The 21461-nt window shown below is 58.6% G+C and carries 20 protein-coding genes; 8 read left to right on the forward strand and 12 right to left on the reverse strand.

The features are described from left to right. The first annotated feature begins 60 nt into the window (after nucleotides 1-60). On the forward strand, nucleotides 61-669 hold the full coding sequence (locus AVO44_RS12610) for an HdeD family acid-resistance protein (protein ID WP_068337510.1): 609 nt from the start codon (nucleotides 61-63) through the stop codon (nucleotides 667-669). Between the two features lie 88 nt (nucleotides 670-757). Here AVO44_RS12610 and AVO44_RS12615 read toward each other — a convergent pair whose 3' ends face one another. The 5 genes from AVO44_RS12615 to meaB all read right to left on the reverse strand — a co-directional run bounded on the left by AVO44_RS12615 (nucleotide 758) and on the right by meaB (nucleotide 4702). Beyond that, nucleotides 758-1231: a copper chaperone PCu(A)C gene (locus AVO44_RS12615; protein WP_068337512.1), complete on the reverse strand. Its 474-nt coding sequence runs from the start codon at nucleotides 1229-1231 to the stop codon at nucleotides 758-760. Between the two features lie 44 nt (nucleotides 1232-1275). After that, the gene (locus tag AVO44_RS12620) at nucleotides 1276-1596 is read right to left on the reverse strand and encodes a hypothetical protein (RefSeq protein ID WP_233421984.1); all 321 of its coding nucleotides are present in this window, start codon (nucleotides 1594-1596) and stop codon (nucleotides 1276-1278) included. A 433-nt stretch (nucleotides 1597-2029) separates the two neighbouring features. Beyond that, nucleotides 2030-2317 (reverse strand): 50S ribosomal protein L28, encoded by a 288-nt coding sequence (rpmB, locus tag AVO44_RS12625; RefSeq protein ID WP_068337516.1) that lies wholly within the window; start codon nucleotides 2315-2317, stop codon nucleotides 2030-2032. A 119-nt stretch (nucleotides 2318-2436) separates the two neighbouring features. After that, the gene (locus AVO44_RS12630) at nucleotides 2437-3621 is read right to left on the reverse strand and encodes a Hint domain-containing protein (protein WP_068337517.1); all 1185 of its coding nucleotides are present in this window, start codon (nucleotides 3619-3621) and stop codon (nucleotides 2437-2439) included. Between the two features lie 103 nt (nucleotides 3622-3724). Beyond that, nucleotides 3725-4702 (reverse strand): methylmalonyl Co-A mutase-associated GTPase MeaB, encoded by a 978-nt coding sequence (gene meaB / locus AVO44_RS12635; RefSeq protein WP_068337870.1) that lies wholly within the window; start codon nucleotides 4700-4702, stop codon nucleotides 3725-3727. A 223-nt stretch (nucleotides 4703-4925) separates the two neighbouring features. Here meaB and hrpB point away from each other — a divergent pair, with 223 nt between their 5' ends. The 3 genes from hrpB to AVO44_RS12650 all read left to right on the forward strand — a co-directional run bounded on the left by hrpB (nucleotide 4926) and on the right by AVO44_RS12650 (nucleotide 9507). Further along, nucleotides 4926-7367, forward strand: a complete 2442-nt coding sequence (gene hrpB, locus AVO44_RS12640; RefSeq protein ID WP_068337872.1) for an ATP-dependent helicase HrpB — start codon at nucleotides 4926-4928, stop codon at nucleotides 7365-7367. Between the two features lie 110 nt (nucleotides 7368-7477). Next, nucleotides 7478-7936: an NUDIX hydrolase gene (locus AVO44_RS12645; protein ID WP_068337519.1), complete on the forward strand. Its 459-nt coding sequence runs from the start codon at nucleotides 7478-7480 to the stop codon at nucleotides 7934-7936. A 92-nt stretch (nucleotides 7937-8028) separates the two neighbouring features. After that, nucleotides 8029-9507: an inorganic phosphate transporter gene (locus AVO44_RS12650; protein ID WP_068337521.1), complete on the forward strand. Its 1479-nt coding sequence runs from the start codon at nucleotides 8029-8031 to the stop codon at nucleotides 9505-9507. Between the two features lie 5 nt (nucleotides 9508-9512). Here the strand turns inward: AVO44_RS12650 and AVO44_RS12655 are convergent, their stop codons facing one another. Then, complete coding sequence (locus AVO44_RS12655) at nucleotides 9513-10487, reverse strand: 2-dehydropantoate 2-reductase (protein ID WP_068337523.1); 975 nt, start codon at nucleotides 10485-10487, stop codon at nucleotides 9513-9515. Between the two features lie 66 nt (nucleotides 10488-10553). Beyond that, nucleotides 10554-11516: a pirin family protein gene (locus tag AVO44_RS12660; protein WP_068337526.1), complete on the reverse strand. Its 963-nt coding sequence runs from the start codon at nucleotides 11514-11516 to the stop codon at nucleotides 10554-10556. Nucleotides 11517-11788: 272 nt separating this feature from the next. Between AVO44_RS12660 and AVO44_RS12665 the strand changes: the two genes are divergently transcribed. Both AVO44_RS12665 and AVO44_RS12670 read left to right on the forward strand, forming a co-directional pair. Next, the gene (locus tag AVO44_RS12665; RefSeq protein ID WP_068337527.1) at nucleotides 11789-12277 is read left to right on the forward strand and encodes a peptidase associated/transthyretin-like domain-containing protein; all 489 of its coding nucleotides are present in this window, start codon (nucleotides 11789-11791) and stop codon (nucleotides 12275-12277) included. 8 nt (nucleotides 12278-12285) lie between these two features. Beyond that, entirely contained in the window at nucleotides 12286-12882 is a 597-nt protein-coding gene (locus AVO44_RS12670) for a ferric reductase-like transmembrane domain-containing protein (protein WP_420865718.1), read from the forward strand. Here AVO44_RS12670 and argF read toward each other — a convergent pair. Next, the gene (argF, locus tag AVO44_RS12675; protein ID WP_068337529.1) at nucleotides 12879-13805 is read right to left on the reverse strand and encodes an ornithine carbamoyltransferase; all 927 of its coding nucleotides are present in this window, start codon (nucleotides 13803-13805) and stop codon (nucleotides 12879-12881) included. The two genes, AVO44_RS12670 and argF, sit on opposite strands and share 4 nt — an antisense overlap. Nucleotides 13806-13867: 62 nt before the next feature. Next, a complete protein-coding gene (locus tag AVO44_RS12680) occupies nucleotides 13868-15055 on the reverse strand; it encodes an aspartate aminotransferase family protein (RefSeq protein WP_068337531.1) in 1188 nt (395 codons plus the stop codon). A gap of 292 nt (nucleotides 15056-15347) precedes the next feature. On the opposite strand from AVO44_RS12680, the gene AVO44_RS12685 reads away from it, so the two are divergent. Then, complete coding sequence (locus tag AVO44_RS12685; protein ID WP_068337533.1) at nucleotides 15348-16229, forward strand: DMT family transporter; 882 nt, start codon at nucleotides 15348-15350, stop codon at nucleotides 16227-16229. 67 nt (nucleotides 16230-16296) lie between these two features. On the opposite strand, the gene AVO44_RS12690 is transcribed toward AVO44_RS12685, so the two are convergent. Continuing rightward, a complete protein-coding gene (locus AVO44_RS12690; protein ID WP_068337535.1) occupies nucleotides 16297-17100 on the reverse strand; it encodes an ABC transporter permease in 804 nt (267 codons plus the stop codon). 126 nt (nucleotides 17101-17226) lie between these two features. On the opposite strand from AVO44_RS12690, the gene AVO44_RS12695 reads away from it, so the two are divergent. After that, nucleotides 17227-17802: a GcrA family cell cycle regulator gene (locus AVO44_RS12695; protein WP_068337874.1), complete on the forward strand. Its 576-nt coding sequence runs from the start codon at nucleotides 17227-17229 to the stop codon at nucleotides 17800-17802. 238 nt (nucleotides 17803-18040) lie between these two features. Here the strand turns inward: AVO44_RS12695 and AVO44_RS12700 are convergent, their stop codons facing one another. After that, on the reverse strand, nucleotides 18041-19117 hold the full coding sequence (locus AVO44_RS12700) for a DUF2235 domain-containing protein (protein ID WP_068337537.1): 1077 nt from the start codon (nucleotides 19115-19117) through the stop codon (nucleotides 18041-18043). Beyond that, entirely contained in the window at nucleotides 19095-21386 is a 2292-nt protein-coding gene (locus AVO44_RS12705) for a xanthine dehydrogenase family protein molybdopterin-binding subunit (protein ID WP_068337541.1), read from the reverse strand. Before AVO44_RS12705 ends, AVO44_RS12700 begins: the two co-directional genes overlap by 23 nt. Nucleotides 21387-21461: the final 75 nt, after the last annotated feature.

The following is a 21461-nucleotide window of genomic DNA, read 5'->3' on the forward strand; positions in this document are numbered from 1 at the left end:
CAGCAGACACACAGTGAGATTTTAACCTATAGTGAAGCCCTGATACGTCAGGAGGGTACAATGACCGATCCCAATTCCCCTCGCGAAGAAATCCTTGAGGTGGGCAGCCTGGACAACCGTGATGCCCTTGGCGATCAACTTGCCGGGCTGTGGTGGACGTTCCTGCTGCGTGGCATTTTGGCCGGGCTTCTGGGGATTGCAGCACTGTTCTGGCCAACTGGCAGTATTTCCTTGCTGTTGCGCCTTGTTGGCTTGGTCCTGATCGTGGATGGCAGCCTGACGCTGCTGGGCTTTGGGCGGCGCGGTCTGATCGGAGGGGTCGGTATCGGCGCGCTTCTGATTGGTTTGGTGCTGTTGATCTGGCCCGAGGGCGTGGCGCGCCTGACCTTCTTCCTCTTGGGTGCTTGGGCACTCATTGTCGGGGTTGGTTCGCTGATGGCATGGCGACAAATGTCGGATCAGCATCCCGACGCGCCATCGGTCCGCAATTCGGGGATTATCGCACTGCTAATCGGACTGGTTCTCATATTCTGGCCGGGCAGCGGCATGGTCGCGCTGGGTTGGGCCATCGCCTTCGGCGCATTGGCGTTTTCTGCGATGATGTTCTGGCTGACTGCACGATTCAAACGCGCCCATGACCGTGTTGCCATGCGGGTCGTCAATCGCTAACGGATCGGCGAAAACGACAGCAGGCCGGGTATGACCCGGCCTGACGCATGGATGACGGCCGCGCAGCGGCCCGAAGACAGGCGTTGCCCTAGTTGGAATGAGACCCGTGACCGCCCTTGTCTTTACGATCAAGATCAACCGGGATCTCTATTTCGACTTCCCCGGCGTTTTCAAAAATCAGTGTTACGGGAACTTTCGCGCCCTGCTCAAAGGGTGCGGTCAGGCCCATAAACATCACGTGGTCGCCACCGCGTTGCAGCATATAAGTTTCGCCAGCCGGAATGACAAAGCCTTCTTCGACTTCGATCATCTTGGCCACGCCGGCGTCATCAATCTTATGCGTGTGCAACTCGACACGCGCAGCCGCATCCGATTTCGCGCCTATTAGCCGGTCATCCGTGTCACCGCTGTTTTGGATCATCATAAAAGCCGCGCCGGCCTTAGCCGTTTTTCCCGAAGACCGGGCGTAGGCATCGTCAACTGCAATGGTACTTTCCGCAAATGCAGTTGTTGCAAGGGTAACCGCAGCCATCGTGGCCAACAGGTTGGATTTGAGGGACATCGCGTCTCTCCTGGTCTAGATTTCATTCAATATTACAGAGGGTTTCAGAGAAAAATAGGCGGCGCGCGCGCTGGTTTTCTCGGGACCGGCAAAGCAATCAAGTTGTCTGCCTTCCGCAGCGGAGCAGGCTGGGTGACCTTCGACGCCAACGGTAAATCCAACGCCGGAACGTCGATCGCGCCCAATAGCGCCAAGGCATAGTCTGGGCAGAAATGTGCAGGTCGCGTTGGTTGACCGCTGGCGTCCATATAGACCACTACCGGGCCTGTACTTGTACACAGAACCATCTGCCCCACCGGGCCATCCATTCCGCGCGACGCAGCCACGCCCTGCCCCGTCAAGATGACAAGCAGAGAAATCGCCAATGGCAAGAGTCTGTTCAGAACGGGTTTCATCCTGCGCTAGGTATAGGCCCGACACAAAGCGAGCTTCAAGCACAATCGGATGCGCCCAAAGCCCGCAGAACTTGGTATCGTGTCAACTGTCCGCAGGTGGACGTTTGACAGACCCCTTGGTCAGGCTCGTATGCAACCTGTTCACCTGCCGTTGCATCCGAAAGCATGTCCCAACCGATTTGCCAAAAAAGGCAGCCAACAGGGAGAAATAATCAGAAGTTTTATATGACATGTGACTGAACTCCGTCAGATGAATATGAACAAACATAAGCTAAAAAGGGCGCATTGTATGTGAACAATATCACCAAGCGGCGTTATTTATTTCCAATTGAAGAACGGCGAGCAAAGAAAAACCCTGCACCAATCGGTACAGGGTTCGAATTCTTCGCGGTCTGAAAAGGAATTAGGCCGAGGCTTGCGCCTTCGCGATTTCCTTTTTCACCTTCAGCGCGTTTGCTGACAGATCTTCATCCTTGGCTTTGGCCAGGAACGCGTCCAGACCACCGCGGTGATCGACCGAGCGCAGCGCAGCCGCCGAAATGCGCAGCTTGACGCCACGGTTCAGTGTTTCCGACTGCAAGGTAACATCGTTCAGGTTCGGCAGGAAACGACGTTTGGTTTTGTTGTTGGCATGGCTGACATTGTTGCCAGTCATCGGGCCTTTTCCGGTCAGTTCGCAACGGCGCGACATGGTTTCTTCCTTTGTTTCTGGAGGCCGGGTAAAACACCTGCGGCCAAATCACAAGAGGCGCAACCCGAAGTCGCGCCCGAAAACTGGTTGGATGCGTGTAGTGGGAATCGCCAAGGGGGTCAAGATGGCTCGCACGAAATCTTTGCGTGCAAGCCAGAGCAGGTTGGTTGTGGGTTCCGCAACAAGGGTTTTTTGTTTCTGTGGTGCCGCTGAAGCAAACGCTTCTGCTGCTGCGTACGCGGGATAAGGCGAGCGGGCTTCAGTATCAGCTTTTTGTCGCGCAGTTCGGGAAAAATCTCGAATATCTCTTGTCTGGCATCCGAGCCCAGCGTTTTCAGGGCTTCCTCACCAAGAAACAGGCTTTCGGTCGGTGCATCTTCGGCAAAGATGACTTGGTGGCAGTCAAAGAGCAGGTGAAAATATTCGACGCGTTGCACACTGTCATCGATGAATATGCCCGGCAATGCGGTCAGTTTGATTGCGGGAATCAGAACCTCGGTTGTCCCAAACATCCGCTCTGCGATCTTCGAGCGCACGAGCATCCTGTGCTGACGCGATACCAAGAGGTCGCGCCGGGGCAACCCGTTGCCCAGCGCCCCCGCCAGAATCCGAACCGGCCATAGGCGCGGATTGTTCAACAAGGCGGCACGGTCAAACCGGCGCCGTCCGATCCACCGGATCGGCTGCGCCCCGTGTTCCAGAGTTAAAATCATTTCGCCAATCCGCAGGCATTGAACTGGTCGCACCTCATTCTGTGTCAGGATACCAGTATCCCGGACAAGGCATGGAACGCCCGCCCCGTTTTCAAAGGCCGAATAGGTAACCACAATGCCAGAGGGCAGAGTAAACGTGCCACTGGATACCGAATATCGAACACCGTCCTCGACGGTGATCCTGCCAAACGCGACGTCGTCGATAACTGTCCCGGCCGGCAGGTTCAGCGTGTCTGTGCCTCCGCCCCCGCGAATGTCTCCGTCAACCGTTGTGCTGCTGAAATTCAGCGTGTCATTTCCACTGCCCAGACGAATGGAGCCAACGGTTGATCCTGTGATATCGACCGTATCCGCATCCGAGCCGCTGGCAATTCGCCCGCCCACCGTACTGTTTGTAACGGTGATAGTGTCATTCCCGGCATTTCCGAGGACATTATTGGCGATCGTACTGTTGGTGATGTCTATGTCGTCATCACCGCCGCGCGCCCGAATATTGTCGATTGGGCTGCCCTGCGGTACACCGTTCAGCGTTCCGTTGTCATTCGTGACGTCGATATCATCGTCACCGTTTGTCCCGTCAATTCTGGGCATCAAAACCAGTCCAGCACATTCAGACCGTTAGAATAGCACGGTTCCTTGCGATCTTTAGTCTATGACGAAACTTTTATCGGAACTGTGTACCGCGGCGCGCCGCCTAACGCGGCAGCAAAGACGCCAGCATGGTTTCGGCCGCCGCCGAAGGACTTAATTCACCGGTGCGGACCTGAGCACCCAGATGGGCCATGTCGGTACGCGCCTGCGGGGTTGTTAACCTTGCCAACAGGGCGGCACGGACTTCCTGCTCGAACCAGTACTGCGCTTGTGCGGCGCGATTGGCATCCCAATGGCCGCTTTCCCGACGCGATTGGACCAGGGACTGCATCTCGGCCCAGGCCTTCTCTAACCCGTGTTCCTCGACCGCCGAAACGGTCATGGCCTTGGGAAAACCCTCTGGGTCCTGCGGGCGCTTGCGCAACAGGCGCAGGGCACCGGCATAATCGGCGCAGGTCCGGGTCGCGGTGGCTTTCAAATCCCCGTCCGCCTTGTTGACCAGGATCATATCCGCCATTTCCATAATACCGCGCTTGACACCCTGCAACTCATCCCCACCTGCGGGAGCCAGAAGCAACAGGAATAAATCAGACATTTCGGACACCACGGTCTCGGACTGGCCAACACCGACGGTTTCAATCAGGACCACATCGAAAGCAGCAGCCTCGCACAAGGCAATCGCTTCACGCGTTCGTCGGGCAACGCCACCCAAATGAGACTGGCTGGGGGATGGTCGGATAAAGGCGTTTTTCTCACGGCTCAAGCGTTCCATCCGGGTTTTGTCGCCCAAAATGGAGCCTCCCGACCGGGTCGAACTAGGATCAACCGCCAGCACCGCCACGCGCAAGCCCTGTTCGATTAGCATCATGCCAAAGCTCTCGATAAAGGTGGATTTACCAACGCCCGGAGTGCCCGACAGTCCGATACGCAGCGATTGCCGATTGGATTTCGCCAAATGGGTCAGCAATTCCGTCGCCTGCGCCCTGTGATCCTCTCGGCCACTTTCGACCAAAGTGATTGCGCGGGCCAGCGCACGACGCTCGCCTTTCAAAATCCTGTCACCCAGGCTGCGTATGTCCATTTCAACCCCGATCTTTTGCGGCATGACTACTTGCCGCGGGAATACCGTATTTGTCCAGAGCGTTTGGGAAATGCGCAAGATGTCCCCATTCGCCCACAAGACTCGCTTCTTATTTCTTATTGCCCCTTCTTGGCGTGGCGCTTGTTCGAAAACCGTACATGAGCTTGGGGCTGCGCCGATTGCGGAACTGGACCTTGCCGGACGGTTGGCAGATAAAGCGCGCATGACACGCCTGCCAATCGATGACACCATCCCAGAGTTGCTTGCCGCCCTAAAGGCTTCGGGCCGCGCTGTACTTCAGGCGCCTCCGGGGGCGGGTAAAACGACACGCGTACCTCTGGCCATGCTTGAAGCGGGCTTGTGCGATGGCAAGATCGTGATGCTGGAGCCGCGCAGGCTGGCCGCGCGCGCCGCCGCCGAGCGTATGGCGGAAACTCTGGGTCAACGTGCGGGCGAAACAGTCGGTTACCGCGTGCGCGGCGACGCAAAACTGTCCAAAGCAACCCGGATCGAGGTTGTGACCGAGGGTATCTTGACCCGAATGCTCCAATCCGAGCCTGACCTGCCCGGTGTTGGCGCGGTGATCTTCGATGAATTCCACGAACGCTCTTTGAACGCGGATCTGGGGCTGGCCCTGTGTTTGGAAGTCACCGGTGCGCTACGCGATGATCTGATCCTGTTGGCCATGTCCGCGACGCTGGATGCAGAGCCTGTCGGTCGGTTGATGGATGCACCGCTGATCACGTCCGAAGGCCGCAGTTTCCCGGTTGAAACGCGTTGGTTAGACCGGCCCTTAGGCGTTCAAGCGCGGCGTCTGGACGCGCTGGTCGATCTGGTCGTTCGCGCCGAGCGGGAAACGCGCGACACGGGTGGCGGCATGTTGGTGTTCCTACCCGGTGAGGGCGAAATCCGCCGGGCCGAGGGCGCTTTGTCCGGACTGTTGCCAGCGGAGTGCACGGTGCGCCCCCTGTTCGGAGCGATGCCTTTTGCTGCCCAGCGTGCCGCGATTGCGCCGGTGGAACGCGGTCGCAAACTGGTGCTGGCCACTTCGATTGCCGAAACCTCTCTTACAATCCCCGACATCCGGGTCGTTGTCGACATGGGACAAGCCCGGCGCGCGCGGTTCGATCCGGGATCTGGCATGTCGCGCCTGGTGACCGAACGGGTGACACGGGCCGAGGCGACGCAGCGCGCAGGCCGCGCCGGTCGTGTTGCAGAAGGGGTGTGCTACCGCTTGTGGTCCAAAGGAGAGGAAGGCGCGCTCGCCGCCTACCCGCCCGCCGAGATTGAGGCAGCGGACCTGACCGGGCTGGCCTTGGAACTTGCGCTGTGGGGTGCGGAACCCTGCGATCTGGCGTTCCTGACATCCCCACCCGAAGGCACAATGGCCGAAGCCAAGGCGCTGCTTTCCATGCTGGGCGCGCTGGACGCCAAAGGGCGGATCACCAACCACGGGCGCGCTCTTGCCGCGCTGCCGTTGCATCCGCGACTGGCACACATGCTTGAACACGCAGGACCTAATGCTGCGCCTTTAGCCGCGCTCATGGCTGAACGCGACCCGTTGAAAGCAGCACCAGCGGATATATTGCTCCGGCTCGAGGCCCTGCGCGACCCGCAAGCGTTTCAACGCAACCGCGTCTGGCAGCTGAACACCGGCGTCGCGGACCGCATAAGGGCCGAAGCCAAGCGTTTGCGCACCAAAGGAAACGCCAGCGATCTAAGCCCTGCCGCAATGGCCGCACTGGCCTATCCCGACCGCATCGGGCAACGGCGCAAGGGTGACACGCCCCGTTACGTTCTGTCTGGCGGAAAAGGTGTGGTACTGGACAGCGATGATACCCTCGCCGCCGCGCCCTATTTGGTGGTCACGGATACGGACGGCAACCCACGCGAAGCCCGCGTGCGCATGGCCGCACAAATTTCAGAACGCGAAATCCGAGACCTGTTCGCGGATCAGATCAACTGGGTAGACAGTTGTGAGTGGTCGAAACGCGACCGTCGTGTTGTGGCGCGCAAGCAGGAAAGGCTGGGCGCGATCACTTTGAGTGACCGGATCTGGAAAGACGTACCCGACGAGATGGTCGCGCAGGCCATGCTGGATGGCGTTCGCGACCTGGGATTGCGGCTGGACGGGGCAGCGGCGCGATTGGCGGCTCGGGTAGAACTGATACGGGCCGAAGGAGCGGACCTGCCTGAATTTACGACCGAAGGGTTGATAGACACACTTGAAGATTGGCTACTGCCCATGCTGTCCGGTGTGCGCAATGCCGAGGACTGGAAACGCTTTGATTTGCTACCCGCCCTGCGCACGCGGCTGGACTGGACCCAGATGCAAGAGTTGGACCGCCGCGCACCTGGGTCGTTTGAAACGCCCTTGGGGCGCAAAGTGGCGATTGACTACAGCGGCGCGGTGCCTGAGATCTCGGTGCGTCTGCAAGAGCTGTTCGGTGTCACACAGCATCCGATTGTGGGGGGCGAGGCACTGAAGATCACCCTGCTGTCTCCGGCACAGCGCCCGATCCAAATCACCCGCGACCTGCCCGGTTTCTGGGCGGGAACCTATGCTGACGTCCGAAAGGACATGCGCGCGCAATACCCCAAACACCCCTGGCCCGAAGACCCGACACAGGCCGATCCGACATTGCGGGCAAAAAGGCGGCGGTAGTTTCGCAACTCATTGCAAAACGGTCTGTTTTTAAGGGGTGGTTGAAATACCCCTTTTCAACTGTAAGTTCACCATCACGTTCACTCGGTGGCAAAAGCTCAAACTCATCAATGTCGACATGGTATCAAAAAATCTGGCAAGAGGTGGCGCGGCCTGTTTTCCGGCGCCCCCCACGGGTGCAGTTCGCCGCAATATGCACGCGCGACACGCCGAACGGGCCCGAGGTGCTGTTGATCACCAGCCGCGACACGGGGCGTTGGGTCATTCCCAAGGGCTGGCCAATCAACGGAAAAGACGGAGCCGAAACCGCGCAACAGGAAGCCTGGGAAGAGGCTGGGGTGCAGCCGGATCACTTGGATCGTACCTCAATCGGTCATTTTAGCTATGACAAGGTTATGGACGACGGCTCGTCCATTCCGGTGCACGCCAACGTGTATCGCATACGTGTCAAAGGGCTGGCTGAGAACTACCCCGAGGCAGGACAGCGAGACCGGCGCTGGTTTCCCCCGCAACAGGCGGCTGAACTGGTCCGTGAACCGGAGCTGAGCGCGCTTCTTCAGCAATTGTAACGCTTTGGCAACAACTCTTTGTGAGTCAGCTTGCCCCGTGTTTTGAAACCGGATACGCGCGCCACTCGATCCACGCCACCTAAAGAAATCTGATGTCGGACACACTTTCCAAAAAACGCTGGCAAGCTCTGGACAGCGATCTAAACCGCATTTCGCGGGTTGAAACTGCGAATTCACACATCGTGCGCCCGATTCTGGCCCCAGGTATTGCGCTGGCCTTCATCGCCCTGGCCGGATTGTCGGCTGCGGTCTTTTTCGGGCAGGCAAATGGCGGTTTGATCGTCGTCGCTGCGGCAGTCTTTGGGGCCTACATGGCGATCAATATCGGCGCAAACGATGTTGCCAACAACATGGGGCCAGCCGTTGGCGCCAATGCCCTGACCATGGGCGGCGCGATCGTCATCGCCGCAATCGCAGAAAGCGCAGGGGCCTTGCTTGCCGGTGGGGACGTGGTCTCGACCATTTCTAAAGGAATTATCGACCCGGCCTCCGTTCAGGACAGCTCTGTGTTCATCTGGGCCATGATGTCCGCGCTGATTTCCTCGGCCATGTGGGTCAATATCGCGACATGGTTCGGCGCACCGGTATCGACCACCCATTCCGTTGTGGGCGGCGTGGTCGGTGCAGGTATCGCCGCTGCGGGGCTGAGCGCGGTAAGTTGGGGCACCATGAGCGCGATTGCCGCCAGCTGGGTGATCTCGCCCGTCTTGGGCGGTGTGATCGCCGCCATGTTTTTGGCGCTTATCAATGCAAAAATCCAGTATCAGGACGACAAGATTGCCGCGGCCCGGCGGTGGGTTCCGATCCTTGTGGCCGTTATGGCAGGTGCATTTGCAACCTATCTTTCGGTCAAAGGTCTGAAACGTATCGTGAAGATCGATCTTGAGGTGGCGCTGATGATCGGGCTGGCGTTTGGAGTTTTGGCGTGGTCAGTGACGGTGCCATGGGTGCGGCGCAAGTCCGAAGGGCTGGAAAATCGCACCAAGTCTTTGAAAACGCTGTTCGGCTTGCCCTTGATCATTTCAGCGACGTTCCTCAGTTTCGCACATGGCGCGAATGATGTCGCCAACGCCGTTGGCCCGTTGGCCGCAATTGTACACGCCGCCGAGTTCGGCGATTTCGCCTCGAAAGTGTCGATCCCTACATGGGTCATGGTTATCGGAGCGTTTGGTATTTCATTTGGCCTGTTTCTTTTTGGTCCGAAGCTCATAAAAATGGTGGGCAGCCAGATCACCAAGCTGAACCCGATGCGCGCATTTTGCGTGGCCCTCTCGGCAGCAATCACCGTGATCGTGGCCAGCTGGCTGGGTCTGCCCGTCAGTTCAACCCACATCGCCGTTGGTGCCGTGTTCGGCGTTGGGTTCTATCGCGAATGGCATTCGGACCAGCGTTGGAAACAGTCAAACCGTCAGCGCCCGCCCGAACAGCGTCTGGCGCGCGAAGAACATCAACGTCGCAAGCTGGTGCGTCGCTCGCATTTCATGACTATCGTCGCGGCCTGGGTCGTCACGGTTCCTGCTGCGGCGGCGATGTCGGCGGCAATTTTCGTGTTTCTGACGGCTTTTGTCTGACACCCTTAGGGTGCTATTTGGTCCGGTAACAGCGCAGCCTCTGGTGCCTGCTTAATAAGGGCGCTGACCTTGGCACAGATCGGTGTTGCGACGCCAAATTGGTGGCCCAGACGCATGATTTCCCCTTGCAGGCTGTCGATTTCGGTCGGACGGCCTGCCAATAAATCATACGACATTGAGGTGCGTGCGCTTGGGTCGATGGTCAACATGCGGGCCGCAATGCGGGAAAAGACAGGCGTCGGCAGGCGCAGGATGTATGGCGTCATCCACGCCGGCAGCGGCGTGGTCGACGCGACAGGATGGCCAGCAGCCTTGAGAACGGACAAAGCTTCGGACATCTGATCTGCCATAAGCCGACGCCAATTCCGGTCCAGCAGTTGCTTTTTCAAGGTCAATCCCGACAGTGCATTCAGAGCGTTATTTAGGTTTATCAGCAGCTTACCCCACTGGACGGCGTCAATCGTGTCGCTCTCCACGATTGGCAGGTCAGTGCAGCCCAGCTTTTGAGCCAACGCTCCGGGGCCGCTTTGGATGACGATTTCACCAGAGGTGGCACGGTGAAAACAAGCCGGTTCAGTCGGTACAACGTTGAACGGCACCATCCCGGCACGGACATCATGGTCCGGCAATATCGACCGTAGACAGCGCGCGTTGTCCATCCCGTTTTGCCAGGACAGGACCGGCGTGGAAACCGGGGTGTGTTGCGCAATCAGAGTGGCCATGTCCGATGTCGCACCGGCCTTGACGGCCACGATAACCACATCTGCATGTGCAAGGCATCTGGCGTCGTCAGTCAGGGTAACGTCCTGCGCGGCCACGTTTCGCAAAAGGCCAGAGAAATCCGTCACCGTCAGCCCCTTGTCGCGTATGGGGTCAAGAATGCGGCTGCGGCCCAACAGCGTGACTCTGTGCCCTGAAGACGCCAACAGTGCACCGCAATAGCATCCTATGCTGCCTGCCCCCGCGATCACAATCCTCATGGCAACCCTCCGCACCTAATAGGATCGCTGTCTAAGGGGTCAGGGGCAAGCCCCCCTGACGCGTGGTCAGCGCGCCAACCTCGGGCTGGTCCGCTCCAGCTCTTTCGAAATCGGGATGTATTCCTCATCATCGCCCGGTGGCAAATGAAAAGCGCCATTCGCCCAATCCGCAGTTTTCCATTCGCGCGTGGCCGCCTCGATCTTTTCTTTCGAGGATGACACGAAATTCCACCAGATGTAGCGATCTTCGTTCATGGTCGCGCCGCCCAGCAACATCAGGCGCGCCCCCGCTGGTCCGGCTTTCACCGAAAGGGGATCACCGGGGCGGAACACCATCATCCTTCCCTCGTCGAATGTATCACCCGCAATTTCGACCGAGCCCTGCGTAACATAAACCCCTCGGTCTTCGTGATCCTCTGGCAGGGGAAAGGATGCGCCCGGGTCAAGCTGGACATCCAGATAAAAGGTTTCCGACAGCATCGTTACCGGGCTGGATTCACCATAGGCCGACCCCAGGATTAGCCGGGCGCTGACACCGGAGTCCTCAATGTGCGGCAACGCAGCCTGTTTGTGATGCTCGAAGTCGGGTGCCATATCCTCATGCGCTTCGGGCAGCGCGATCCAGGTCTGGATGCCAAACAGGCTGTGCTTTGTGCTTCGGGTTTCTGCACTTGTGCGCTCAGAATGGGTCACGCCGCGACCGGCAACCATCCAGTTGACCTCGCCGGGGTAAATCATCTGATGCGTGCCTAGACTGTCGCGGTGCTCAAACTCACCTTGGTAAAGATAAGTGACCGTCCCGAGTCCGATATGCGGATGCGGGCGTACATCAATCCCGCCATCGGTGATGAATTCAGCCGGACCCATCTGGTCGAAGAAAATGAATGGTCCGACGAGCTGACGTTTGACCGAAGGCAATGCCCGGCGCACCTCAAACCCGCCCAGATCACGGGCGCGGGGAATGATCAAAGTGTCCAACGCCGCATTTTCAGACAGGCATTCGGGGCTGTGGGTCGGATTCCAACTCATGACGTCACTCCTGCGATCAAATAGATAACTTACTTGTTTCGGAGTATAGAGCGTTTCGTTCACAATGGCAGACGCAGCGGCGCACAATCGGAGTGCGGAAGTTTGGCATGTGGGTGCATATATGCTCACCTGTTGCGGACATCCTGCCCGCGATAGGTCAAAGAAATTCGGCCAGGACGAGAATGATCACAGAATCGTGATCGTCAACTCGGAACTGATCTGAACCGTGCTATCTATGTTGCCAAGCATGAATCCCTTCAGGAGGTTCCGTTATGACGCATCCACACTTATCCCGCCGCTCTGTGATGGCCTTGGGCGGGGCAGTACTGGCCACCGGCGGCACGGGGCTGCTGCTGCCCGCGCGCGCAGCCGGATTGGCACCGACGCCTTCCATGCGCGGAGGGTCCAACAACTACCGCCCTGGCGCACCAATCGTTGACCGGATCGGCGGTGGTGGGTTCTGGATGACGGGCACAGTCCGCCGCGCGGGTGACGGTGCCCCGCTGCCCGGCCAGCGCATTCAGATATGGGCGCACACCACCGAAGGTCACGAACGTGACCCGCAAAGCCACGGCGCGACCCTGACTGATGCAAATGGTGAATTCCGGCTTGAGATGCCGCAAATCGTACCCGCCTTTGGGCAGCCACATGGTCACTTAGCCTATGACAGCGGAGATTTCGAAACCGTATTCCTGCGCCCGGTTATGGCCAGTTCCAAGGACCAGACACTGGCGGCACATTTTGTCCTGAAACCTGTCTGACCTTCGTGATCCGGACTCTTGTGATCTGGGCTGTTGTGACCGCCGTCTTGGCGGTGCCGCTTGTTGCGGCGGCCTTCAGCCCACTTTTGGCTTGGCGCGATCCGATCTACATCCTGGCCGGTTTCGCCGGAGTGCTGAGCATGGGGCTTTTGGTCCTGCAGCCCTTGTTGGCAGGGCGAGACCTGCCCGGGTTGACCCCCTTGGAAAGTCGTCACTGGCACAGATGGGTCGGCGTCACGCTGGTCATCGCCATTTTGATCCATGTGGCTGGGCTCTGGGTTACCAGCCCACCAGACGTGGTTGACGCGTTGCTTTTTGTCTCACCCACACCGTTTTCAGCTTGGGGAGTCGTCGCAATGTGGGCGGCACTTGCGGCCGCCACGCTGGGAATATACCGACAACGTCTGGCCCTGCGGTTTCGGGTCTGGAGGTTGAGCCACACCGGGCTGGCCACCGTCACCATCATCGGCAGCGTTGTACATGCCATGTTGATCGAAGGCACGATGGAGATCATGACCAAGACAGCTTTGTGCGCCTTGGCCGTGTTGGCAGCCGCCCGAACGCTGATCAGATTGCGCGTGTGGGATATCCGCCGCCGCAGTTAGACACCCAGACACCAGCGCATAACCGCCTTTTGCGCGTGCAAACGGTTTTCTGCCTCGTCAAAGATCACCGAGTTCGGCCCGTCCATGACCTCTGATGTCGCTTCCTCCTCGCGGTGCGCAGGCAGGCAGTGCATGAACAATGCGTCGGGTTTGGCATGTGACATCAGCTCGGAATTGACCTGATAGGGGCGCAGGAGGTTATGGCGGCGTTCCTTGGCGGATTGGGAATCGTGCATCGAAACCCAAGTGTCAGCGACCACAAGATCGGCGCCCTCAACGGCCTTGAACGGATCACGCTCAACCACGATCTTCGACCCTTTTTGACGGGCAAATCCCATAAATTCTTCCTCGGGGTCGAACTGCGCCGGGCCTGTGAAGGTCAGGTCAAAGCCGAACTGACCAGCCGCATGCAGGAATGAGGCGCAGACATTGTTCCCGTCGCCGGTCCAGACCACCTTCTTGCCTTTGATCGGCCCGCGATGTTCTTCGAATGTCAGAACATCCGCCATGATCTGGCACGGATGCGTTCGATCCGTCAGACCGTTGATGACCGGCACGTCCGAGTATTCCGCCATCTCCGTAAGAATGGTTTCGTCAAAGGTCCGGATCATGATCATGTCGACATAGCGCGACATCACGCGGGCCGTATCTGCAATCGTTTCACCGTGCCCCAGTTGCATATCCTTGCCGGACAGCACCATGGTCTGCCCACCCATCTGACGTACACCCACATCGAAGGACACGCGCGTCCGGGTCGAGGGCTTTTCAAAGATCAGCGCAACCATGCGGCCTTTTAGCGGCTGATCATCATCCGGTGCGGCCTTGGGGCGACCATGGCGGGCCATTTTCATTTCTCCGGCCGTGTTGATCATCGTGCGCAGATCGCCCGCGTCCGTTTTGTGGATATCAAGGAAATGGTTCATTTCGTTTCACTTCTGGCTATTGGTTGGGTTGCCCAGGGACAAGGCCCCGGAACAACAAAAAATCAGGCGTCCGCAAGCTGGGCTTCGATCTGCTTGGCGGCTTTATCAAGGCGGATCATCGCCTGTGCGATGTCATCCTCGGTCAGGATCAACGGCGGCAGCAGCCGGATCACATTGTCCGCCGCAGGAACGGTGATGACTTCGTTGTCATAGCCTGCATTCACCACGTCAAGATTTGGGGCCTTGCACTTCAATCCCAGCATCAGACCCACGCCGCGTACCTCCTCAAAAACCTCGGGGTGATCAGCCACCAGACCTTCCAGTTTTTGACGCAGCAATCCCGCCTTGCGGCTCACGCCTTCAAGAAAGGCAGGGGTTGCGACCTGATCCAGAACCGCACAGCCCACGGCGCAGCCAAGAGGGTTTCCACCATAGGTCGACCCGTGCGTCCCAGCGGTCATACCGCTTGCGGCGTTTTCGGTCGCAAGCACCGCGCCCAGCGGAAAGCCCCCACCAATGCCCTTGGCGACCAGCATGATGTCCGGAGTGATCCCGGCCCATTCATGCGCAAACAGCTTGCCGGTCCGGCCCATGCCGCATTGTACCTCGTCAAGGATCAGCAGCAGCCCATTGTCATCGCAGATCTGGCGCAAAGCCTTCAATTCGGCATCTGGCACAGGGCGAATGCCGCCTTCGCCCTGAACCGGTTCGATCATAATCGCTGCGGTCTTTTCGGTGATGGCATTGGTGACGCCATCAAGATCGCCGAACGCGACATGCACGAAACCGGGCAGAAGCGGGCCAAAACCCTTGGTCATCTTCTCGGACCCGGCCGCGGCGATACCTGCCGAAGACCGCCCGTGAAACGAACCGTCGAAGGTAATGACCTCGACCCGCTCGGGCTGGCCCTGATCATAGAAGCACTTGCGGGCCATCTTCACCGCCAATTCGCAGGATTCGGTGCCGGAATTAGTGAAAAAGACAGTGTCGGCAAAGGTATGCTCGACCAGCTTGTCGGCCAGCGCCTGCTGCTGAGGGATGTGATACAGGTTCGATACGTGCCACAGCGCGTGCGCCTGTTCCGTCAACGCATTCACCAGCGCCGGATGCGCATGGCCCAGTGCATTCACCGCGATCCCGGCACCTAAGTCCAGAAAACGTCGGCCGTCCGCCTCGGTCAGCCAGGCGCCTTCACCCTTTAAGAATGTCAATGGCGCGCGGTTATAGGTCGGCAGAACGGACGGGATCATCGGATCATCCTTTTCAGATAAGTTAAGCCTTGTGAGTGATACACGAGGCCCATGTTCGTCAACAGATTTGGTGGGGTCTGCGCGGTTTTACAGCGCGCAAGTGATCAAACTGGCCGGTTACGCGGTCAAGCGTCGGCGTCGGAGGCGCAGGATATTTGCACGTTTGATCATGTGACGTGGTATAGCGGGGCACGCGCTCAGTGGAAACCCTGAAATTCACGTCACGGAAGTTTCACGTGATACGCGGCATTTCCTGCTTGCCATTCCCTGCACAGTGACGCACCGCTGAGCCATGACTCCGGCACGACATAATCCCCCCCTCGCAGCTCTGCTGATCGTTGCCGCCAGCGCTTTTATCGCGGGCACAACTTTGCTGGCCAAAGCCTTGGGGACAGACACACTGGGTCCGGCCTTGCATCCGATGCAAATCAGCCATGGGCGGTTTCTGTTCGCGTTTCTGGCGATCCTCGGCGCAGTCGGCGTACTACGCCCGCGTTTGAGCCGCCCACATTGGGGTCTGCATATCGGACGGACAAGCTTTGGCTGGGCGGGGATCACGCTGATGTTTGCCTCGGTTGCTTTCATTCCAATCGCGGATGCCACCGCGCTATCGTTTCTGAACCCTGTCTTCGCCATGGTTCTGGCAATTCCGTTGCTCAAAGAGGGTGTGGGACCGTGGCGCTGGCTGGCCGCTGCCGTGGCCCTGACCGGAGCGTTGATCCTGCTGCGTCCAACGCCCGCGAGCTTTCAACCTGCGGCCTTGCTTGCTCTGACAGCAGCTATGATGATCGGGATGGAGTTGATTTTCATCAAAAAGCTGTCCGGGCGTGAGAGGCCGATACAGATTCTGCTGATCAACAACGCGATGGGGCTGACCATTGCCTCAATCGCGGTCAGCTTCGTGTTCCAGATGCCAACGCCCCAACAATGGGCCGCGGTGGTGGGGATCGGCCTACTGATGGCCTGCGCACAGGCTTGCTTTGTCAACGGGATGGCGCGGGCGGATGCATCTTTTGTGGCCCCAATCAGCTATGCCACGCTGATTTTTGCAGCCCTCTACGATTTTGCCGTGTTTGGCGTCATTCCGGACGCAATCAGCCAGCTTGGGTCAGCCATCATTCTAACCGGAGGCTTTATTCTTGTCTGGCGCGAAGCGCGTGTCAGAACCGCGTAGGCCGAAGGTTTACCAAGCTTCACGTAAAGATCGGCCGAACCCGCCTCGGGCAAAAAAATTTCGCGCCCTATGCCTTCAGCCGGTACCCCTTGCGCAACATCTGCCAGGTCACGGCGCAAATAGCCAAGGTCGCGCCACTGCACACTGCAATCCCCAACGCCGGAGCGCTGTCGGACACTCCGATCATGCCATGACGTAATCCGTCGATCAGGTAGAAAACCGGATTTACATGGCTTAGGCGGTTCAGAATAGGCGGCAGCGCTTCGACCGAGTAAAACGTGCCAGACAAGAAGGCGAGCGGTGTGACGATAAAGTTGGTAATGGCCGCCATCTGATCGAACTTGTTGGCAAAAATCCCGGCAAAAAGACCCAGCGCGCCCATGAAGGCACCTCCGAGAATAACAAAAATTAATGCAATCAACGGGTTCTGCGGCACCAAGCCCAGCACCAGAGCAAGCGCAAGCGCGATAACAAAAGCGATCAGAACACCACGCGCGATCCCCCCGGCCAAATACCCCAGTAGGATTTCCAATGGTGAAAGCGGCGGCATCAGCGTGTCGACGATGTTTCCCTGCACCTTGGCGATCACCATCGAAGACGAGGTGTTGGCAAACGCGTTCTGGATCACGGTCATCATCATTATGCCGGGCGCAAGGAAAGTCAGAAATGGCACGCCCATTACGTCAGCGCGGCTGGGGCCAATGGCGATGTTGAAAATCAGCAGGAATAACCCGGCAGTCACCAAAGGTGCCAACAGGGTCTGCGTCCATACCACTAGAAAGCGCTGGGTCTCGCGCTTGGCCAGCGTGTACAGGCCCATCCAGTTGACCGTTCCGAAACGGCGTTTGTTCTGCTCAAAGGGAATTTGCATCCTTGATCCTTAACCTGATTCGAAGACTGCTTGTAACTCGGTGCGCAGTGATTAGAATAGGGGGCTGATACGAATTCCCAAGGCGGTCCGAATCTGGGGCCGCTTTCCGCTTTTGAAAGGCAAATGATGTCCTGGACTGACGAGCGCGTAGAACTTTTGAAAAAGATGTGGGGCGAGGGCCAGTCGGCAAGCCAGATCGCCAAGGAACTGGGTGGCGTGACCCGCAACGCCGTGATCGGCAAGGTCCACCGTCTGGGCCTGTCGAACCGCGCCACAGGCGCGGCCCCGGCCAAGTCGGAACCCAAGGAAAAACCGGCTCCTGCACCAAAGGCCGAGGCGAAGCCCAAACCCGCGCCAAAAACCGAACCGGCCCGCCCTGCCCCCGCCCCAACGGCTGAGGCGAAGCCCGCCGCGCCCGCACGCCGCCAGATCATCCCGGCTGGTCAGCCGCTGCCGCCTCAGCCCTCGGCCAATGAAATCAGCCCGGAAGCGCTTGCCAAGGTCAATGAGATCGAGAAAAAGGCCAAAAAGCTGACGCTTATGGAGCTAACGGAAAAGACATGCAAATGGCCCGTAGGCGACCCCGCAACCGAGGACTTCTGGTTCTGTGGACTGCCCGTTGAGCCCGGCAAACCCTATTGCGAGGCTCATGTGGGCGTTGCCTTCCAACCGATGAGTTCACGCCGCGACCGTCGTCGGTGATACCGGCGCCGATGGTCAAAGCCGCAAACAAAAACAATGGTTTGATCACGTGAATCGCTACACGGCGCTGGCCAAACATCGGCCAGCACTTCACCGGCAGTTCCTGTGATGTTTAGTGCCATTCCGACGCATTCGGACAAAAGCCTATCGTTTCCGAGGTCCACAGGTCTTGGACGAATTGCACTAAAAGACAAGTGTTTCCATTCGGTGGACTAGGACCAAGGCCCTTTGGCTTTATCTATTGCGCGGGATGCGAAGGCACATCCGGCATCGCAACCCATCCCGGCAGTTCCTCTGGCGAAACCGAATCGTGCAACCGCTCAGACCGGTCGCGGCCTATTGTGCGATGTTTACGCAGCAGAAAAATCTTACCCCAACCTCGCCACGTTCCAACTGACGGTCCAGAAGTCGAGGCGGGAAACCTGTGACGCCAATCTTCAGGCAGCGGCAGCCCGTGCCGCTCGGCCTTCTCTAACATCCAGATAAGTGAGATGTTGCTAAGCTGGCGCGCCTCTTCAAAACCGTTCAATTGCCCGCCGACATCGCCGTGCGTTCCCCGGAACCAGACCTGTTCAACGTGACCCTTGAAGTCAGGCGTGCATTTCCAAAGCACCGGCTCAAAAACTTCGCGTGTTTCGTCCAGCGCAATCGCGTGGTACCCGTGCCGGACGGCGGGGCCAAGTTCATGATTGTGGAATGCATGCTTGTCCTCGGCCCAGCGCCACAGCAGAGGCAGGCGCAGACCGAGCGCCTTGACCGTATCCCAGACCCCAATCATCTCGATAGCAACCTCCGGGTGGCAGAACCGCTGGCGGAAAACCTGCGCTGCCATTCCGTCTGGATTGCATTCGTAGTGGCGATAAGCCTGTTTGATGTTGCGCTCAGTCGCATGTTCCGCCTTGAGCAAGCCGATCATGTCAATCACACCCGCAAGGCTGCGCACGCCATAAGCCCCGCGTGAATACCCGATAAAGAACACCCGATCGCCGGGTTTGTAGCGCGATGCGAGATACCCATAAGCTCGACGGATCTGTCGGTTGACACCGCGCCCCATCATCACATCAAGCGAGGATTTCCAGCTTTCCCACTGCACCCCTGCTTCGTAAAAAACCGAGACCTTGCTGCCCATCTCTTGACACAAGCGGAATGTCTGGCCGGCGTGGGTTTCAAAACCCGGCTCAAGTGTCGACATTGTGCCGTCGAGGATAATGACATGACTAATAGGCTCGCGGTGCAACGCCTCGGCCGAGTGTTCGGACCGCAAAGGCCGTCCGAGCCATCCCAGTACCTTTCTACTCAGCCGCGACAGATTCATGTGTCAGCATTTCCCAAACTCTGAGGGGTGTGAAGGGCATATCCGCCTGCCGCACCCCGTGTTCCCAAAGCGCGTCCTGAACCGCGTTTGCCACTGCGGCCAGTGCACCCACGGTGCCGGCCTCACCACATCCTTTCATTCCCATCGGGTTGGACGTTGACGGAACCGGCGCCGAGGTAAACTTAATCATGGGTATCTCGGTGGCGCGAGGCAAGGCGTAATCCATCAACGAAGCCGTGAGCAGTTGCCCCTGCGCATCATGAACCACATGCTCGCTCAGCGCCTGACCGATACCCTGTGCAACACCGCCATGTACCTGACCTTTGGCGAGCATCGGGTTGATAAGGTTTCCGAAATCATCAACCACGGTATACCGGTCAACCCATGTCTCACCCGTTTGAGGGTCGACAACCACCTCTGCAACATGGGCGCCATTGGGATAGCTGCGCGCGTCCAGCGTGATGCGCGCCTCATGCTTCATCAGGTCGGTGCGTCCATCGGCGCGCGCCATCTCTGCCGCCTCAGTCAATGTCGGTGTCAGGTTTGAAACCGGCGCGCGAAATGTTTCGTGGTCAAAGCTCACCTCAGCCTCCTCCACCCCCATCTTATCGGCGAGATAAGGCGTGAATGCGGCGATCATGACGTCAACTGTCGCCAGCGTAGCTGTGCTCTGAACCGTGACCGAGCGCGACCCCCCCGTTCCGCCGCCTTGGGGCAACTGATCGCTGTCCCCCTGAACAACAGTGATCTGATCCATCGGAATGCCCGTTTGATCCGACAGGAATTGGGCATAAACCGTTTCATGCCCTTGCCCATTCGACTGCGTCCCGACGTAAAGCTTCACGGTTCCATCCTCGCAGAATTCCACTTCTGCGTTCTCGGAGGGATCACCCAGAATACTTTCGATATAGTAACACAGACCCTGCCCCCGGATCAGACCCCGCGCGGCATCAGCGGCCTTGCGATCGGCAAAGCCGCGGGTTTGCTCGCCCGCGCGCGACAGGACCATGTTGAAATCACCAACGTCATAGGTTTCGCCCGTTGCGCTTTTGTACGGGAACGCCTCGGGCCGGATGAAATTCTTGCGGCGTAACTCCCATGGGTCGACGCCAAGCTCACGCGCGGCGCGGTCCATTGCCCGTTCAAGTACATATATCGCCTCGGGCCGACCCGCCCCACGATACGCGTCAACCTGCGTGGTGTTGGTATAAAAGCCCTCGACTCTCAGGAAAGTTGTCTGAACGTCGTAGACGCCCATCAATACTTTGCTGAACAGGCTGGTCTGGATCGCCTGCCCGAAATGGCTGTTATAGGCCCCTAGATTGACCTTGCTGTGCACGCGATACGCAGTGATCTTGTGATCTGCGTCAAAAGCCAGCTCTGCCAGAGAAGTCAGATCACGACCGTGATGGTCTGACAGCATCGCCTCGGACCGGTCGGACATCCAATGAACGGGCTGGCCTAGTTTCATCGCAGCTGCGGCAACACAGAAATACTCGGGGTAAGGCATGGCTTTCATGCCAAACCCGCCGCCAACATCCGGGGTCGTGACACGGATGGAGTCAGGTTCCAGCTTCAGCTTCTGCGCCAATTGTCCACGCATGGCCCAGACACCCTGCCCGCCGTAAGCAAAGTGCAACCGTTCGCCAGCCCAATGCGCCTGACACCCGCGCGGTTCAATAGAAGTTACTATGACCCGGTTGTCAGCCACATCCAGCCGGACAGTATGGGCCGCATTCTGAAAGGCCGCCTCGGTCGCCGTCTCATCACCCAAACCCCAGTCAAACGCACGGTTGTCGGGCGCGTCGTCATGCAGCGGTTCACCACCACTAGCCAAATCCAGCTTGGCGGGCAGGTCCTCGGTTTCGATCCAGATCAGTTCAGCCGCATCGCGGGCCTGTGTTTGTGTTTCTGCGATCACCACGGCGACAGGCTCGCCTACAAAGCGCACACGGTCCTTGGCCAGCATATGCCGTTCCGGTGCTGCCGCCTTCGAGCCATCGCGGTTCGACAACGTCGTTGCGCTGAGAACAGTATCGATTCCGGCCTCTGCCAAATCGTCCAGCGCCAAGACCAGCCGCACACCGTCCGCCTGACGCGCTGCGCCCAGATCCAGCGCCTTGATCCGTCCATGCGCGACCGGACTGCGAAAGAAGGCAGCATACAGCGTATCAGCGGGCACCGAGTCGTCGATATATTGCCCTTGCCCGGTCAGAAACCGCTGATCCTCGGTCCGTTTCACCGGCTGACTTTTTCCGAATTTTTCCATGGGTTGCTCCTGCGGCGGCCTGTAGGGGCGACATTAGGTTCCACCTGTCCAATGTCCAGAGGGTCCGCAGACCCT

The organism is Ruegeria profundi, assembly GCF_001507545.1.
GTDB classification, from domain to species: Bacteria; Pseudomonadota; Alphaproteobacteria; order Rhodobacterales; family Rhodobacteraceae; genus Ruegeria; species Ruegeria profundi.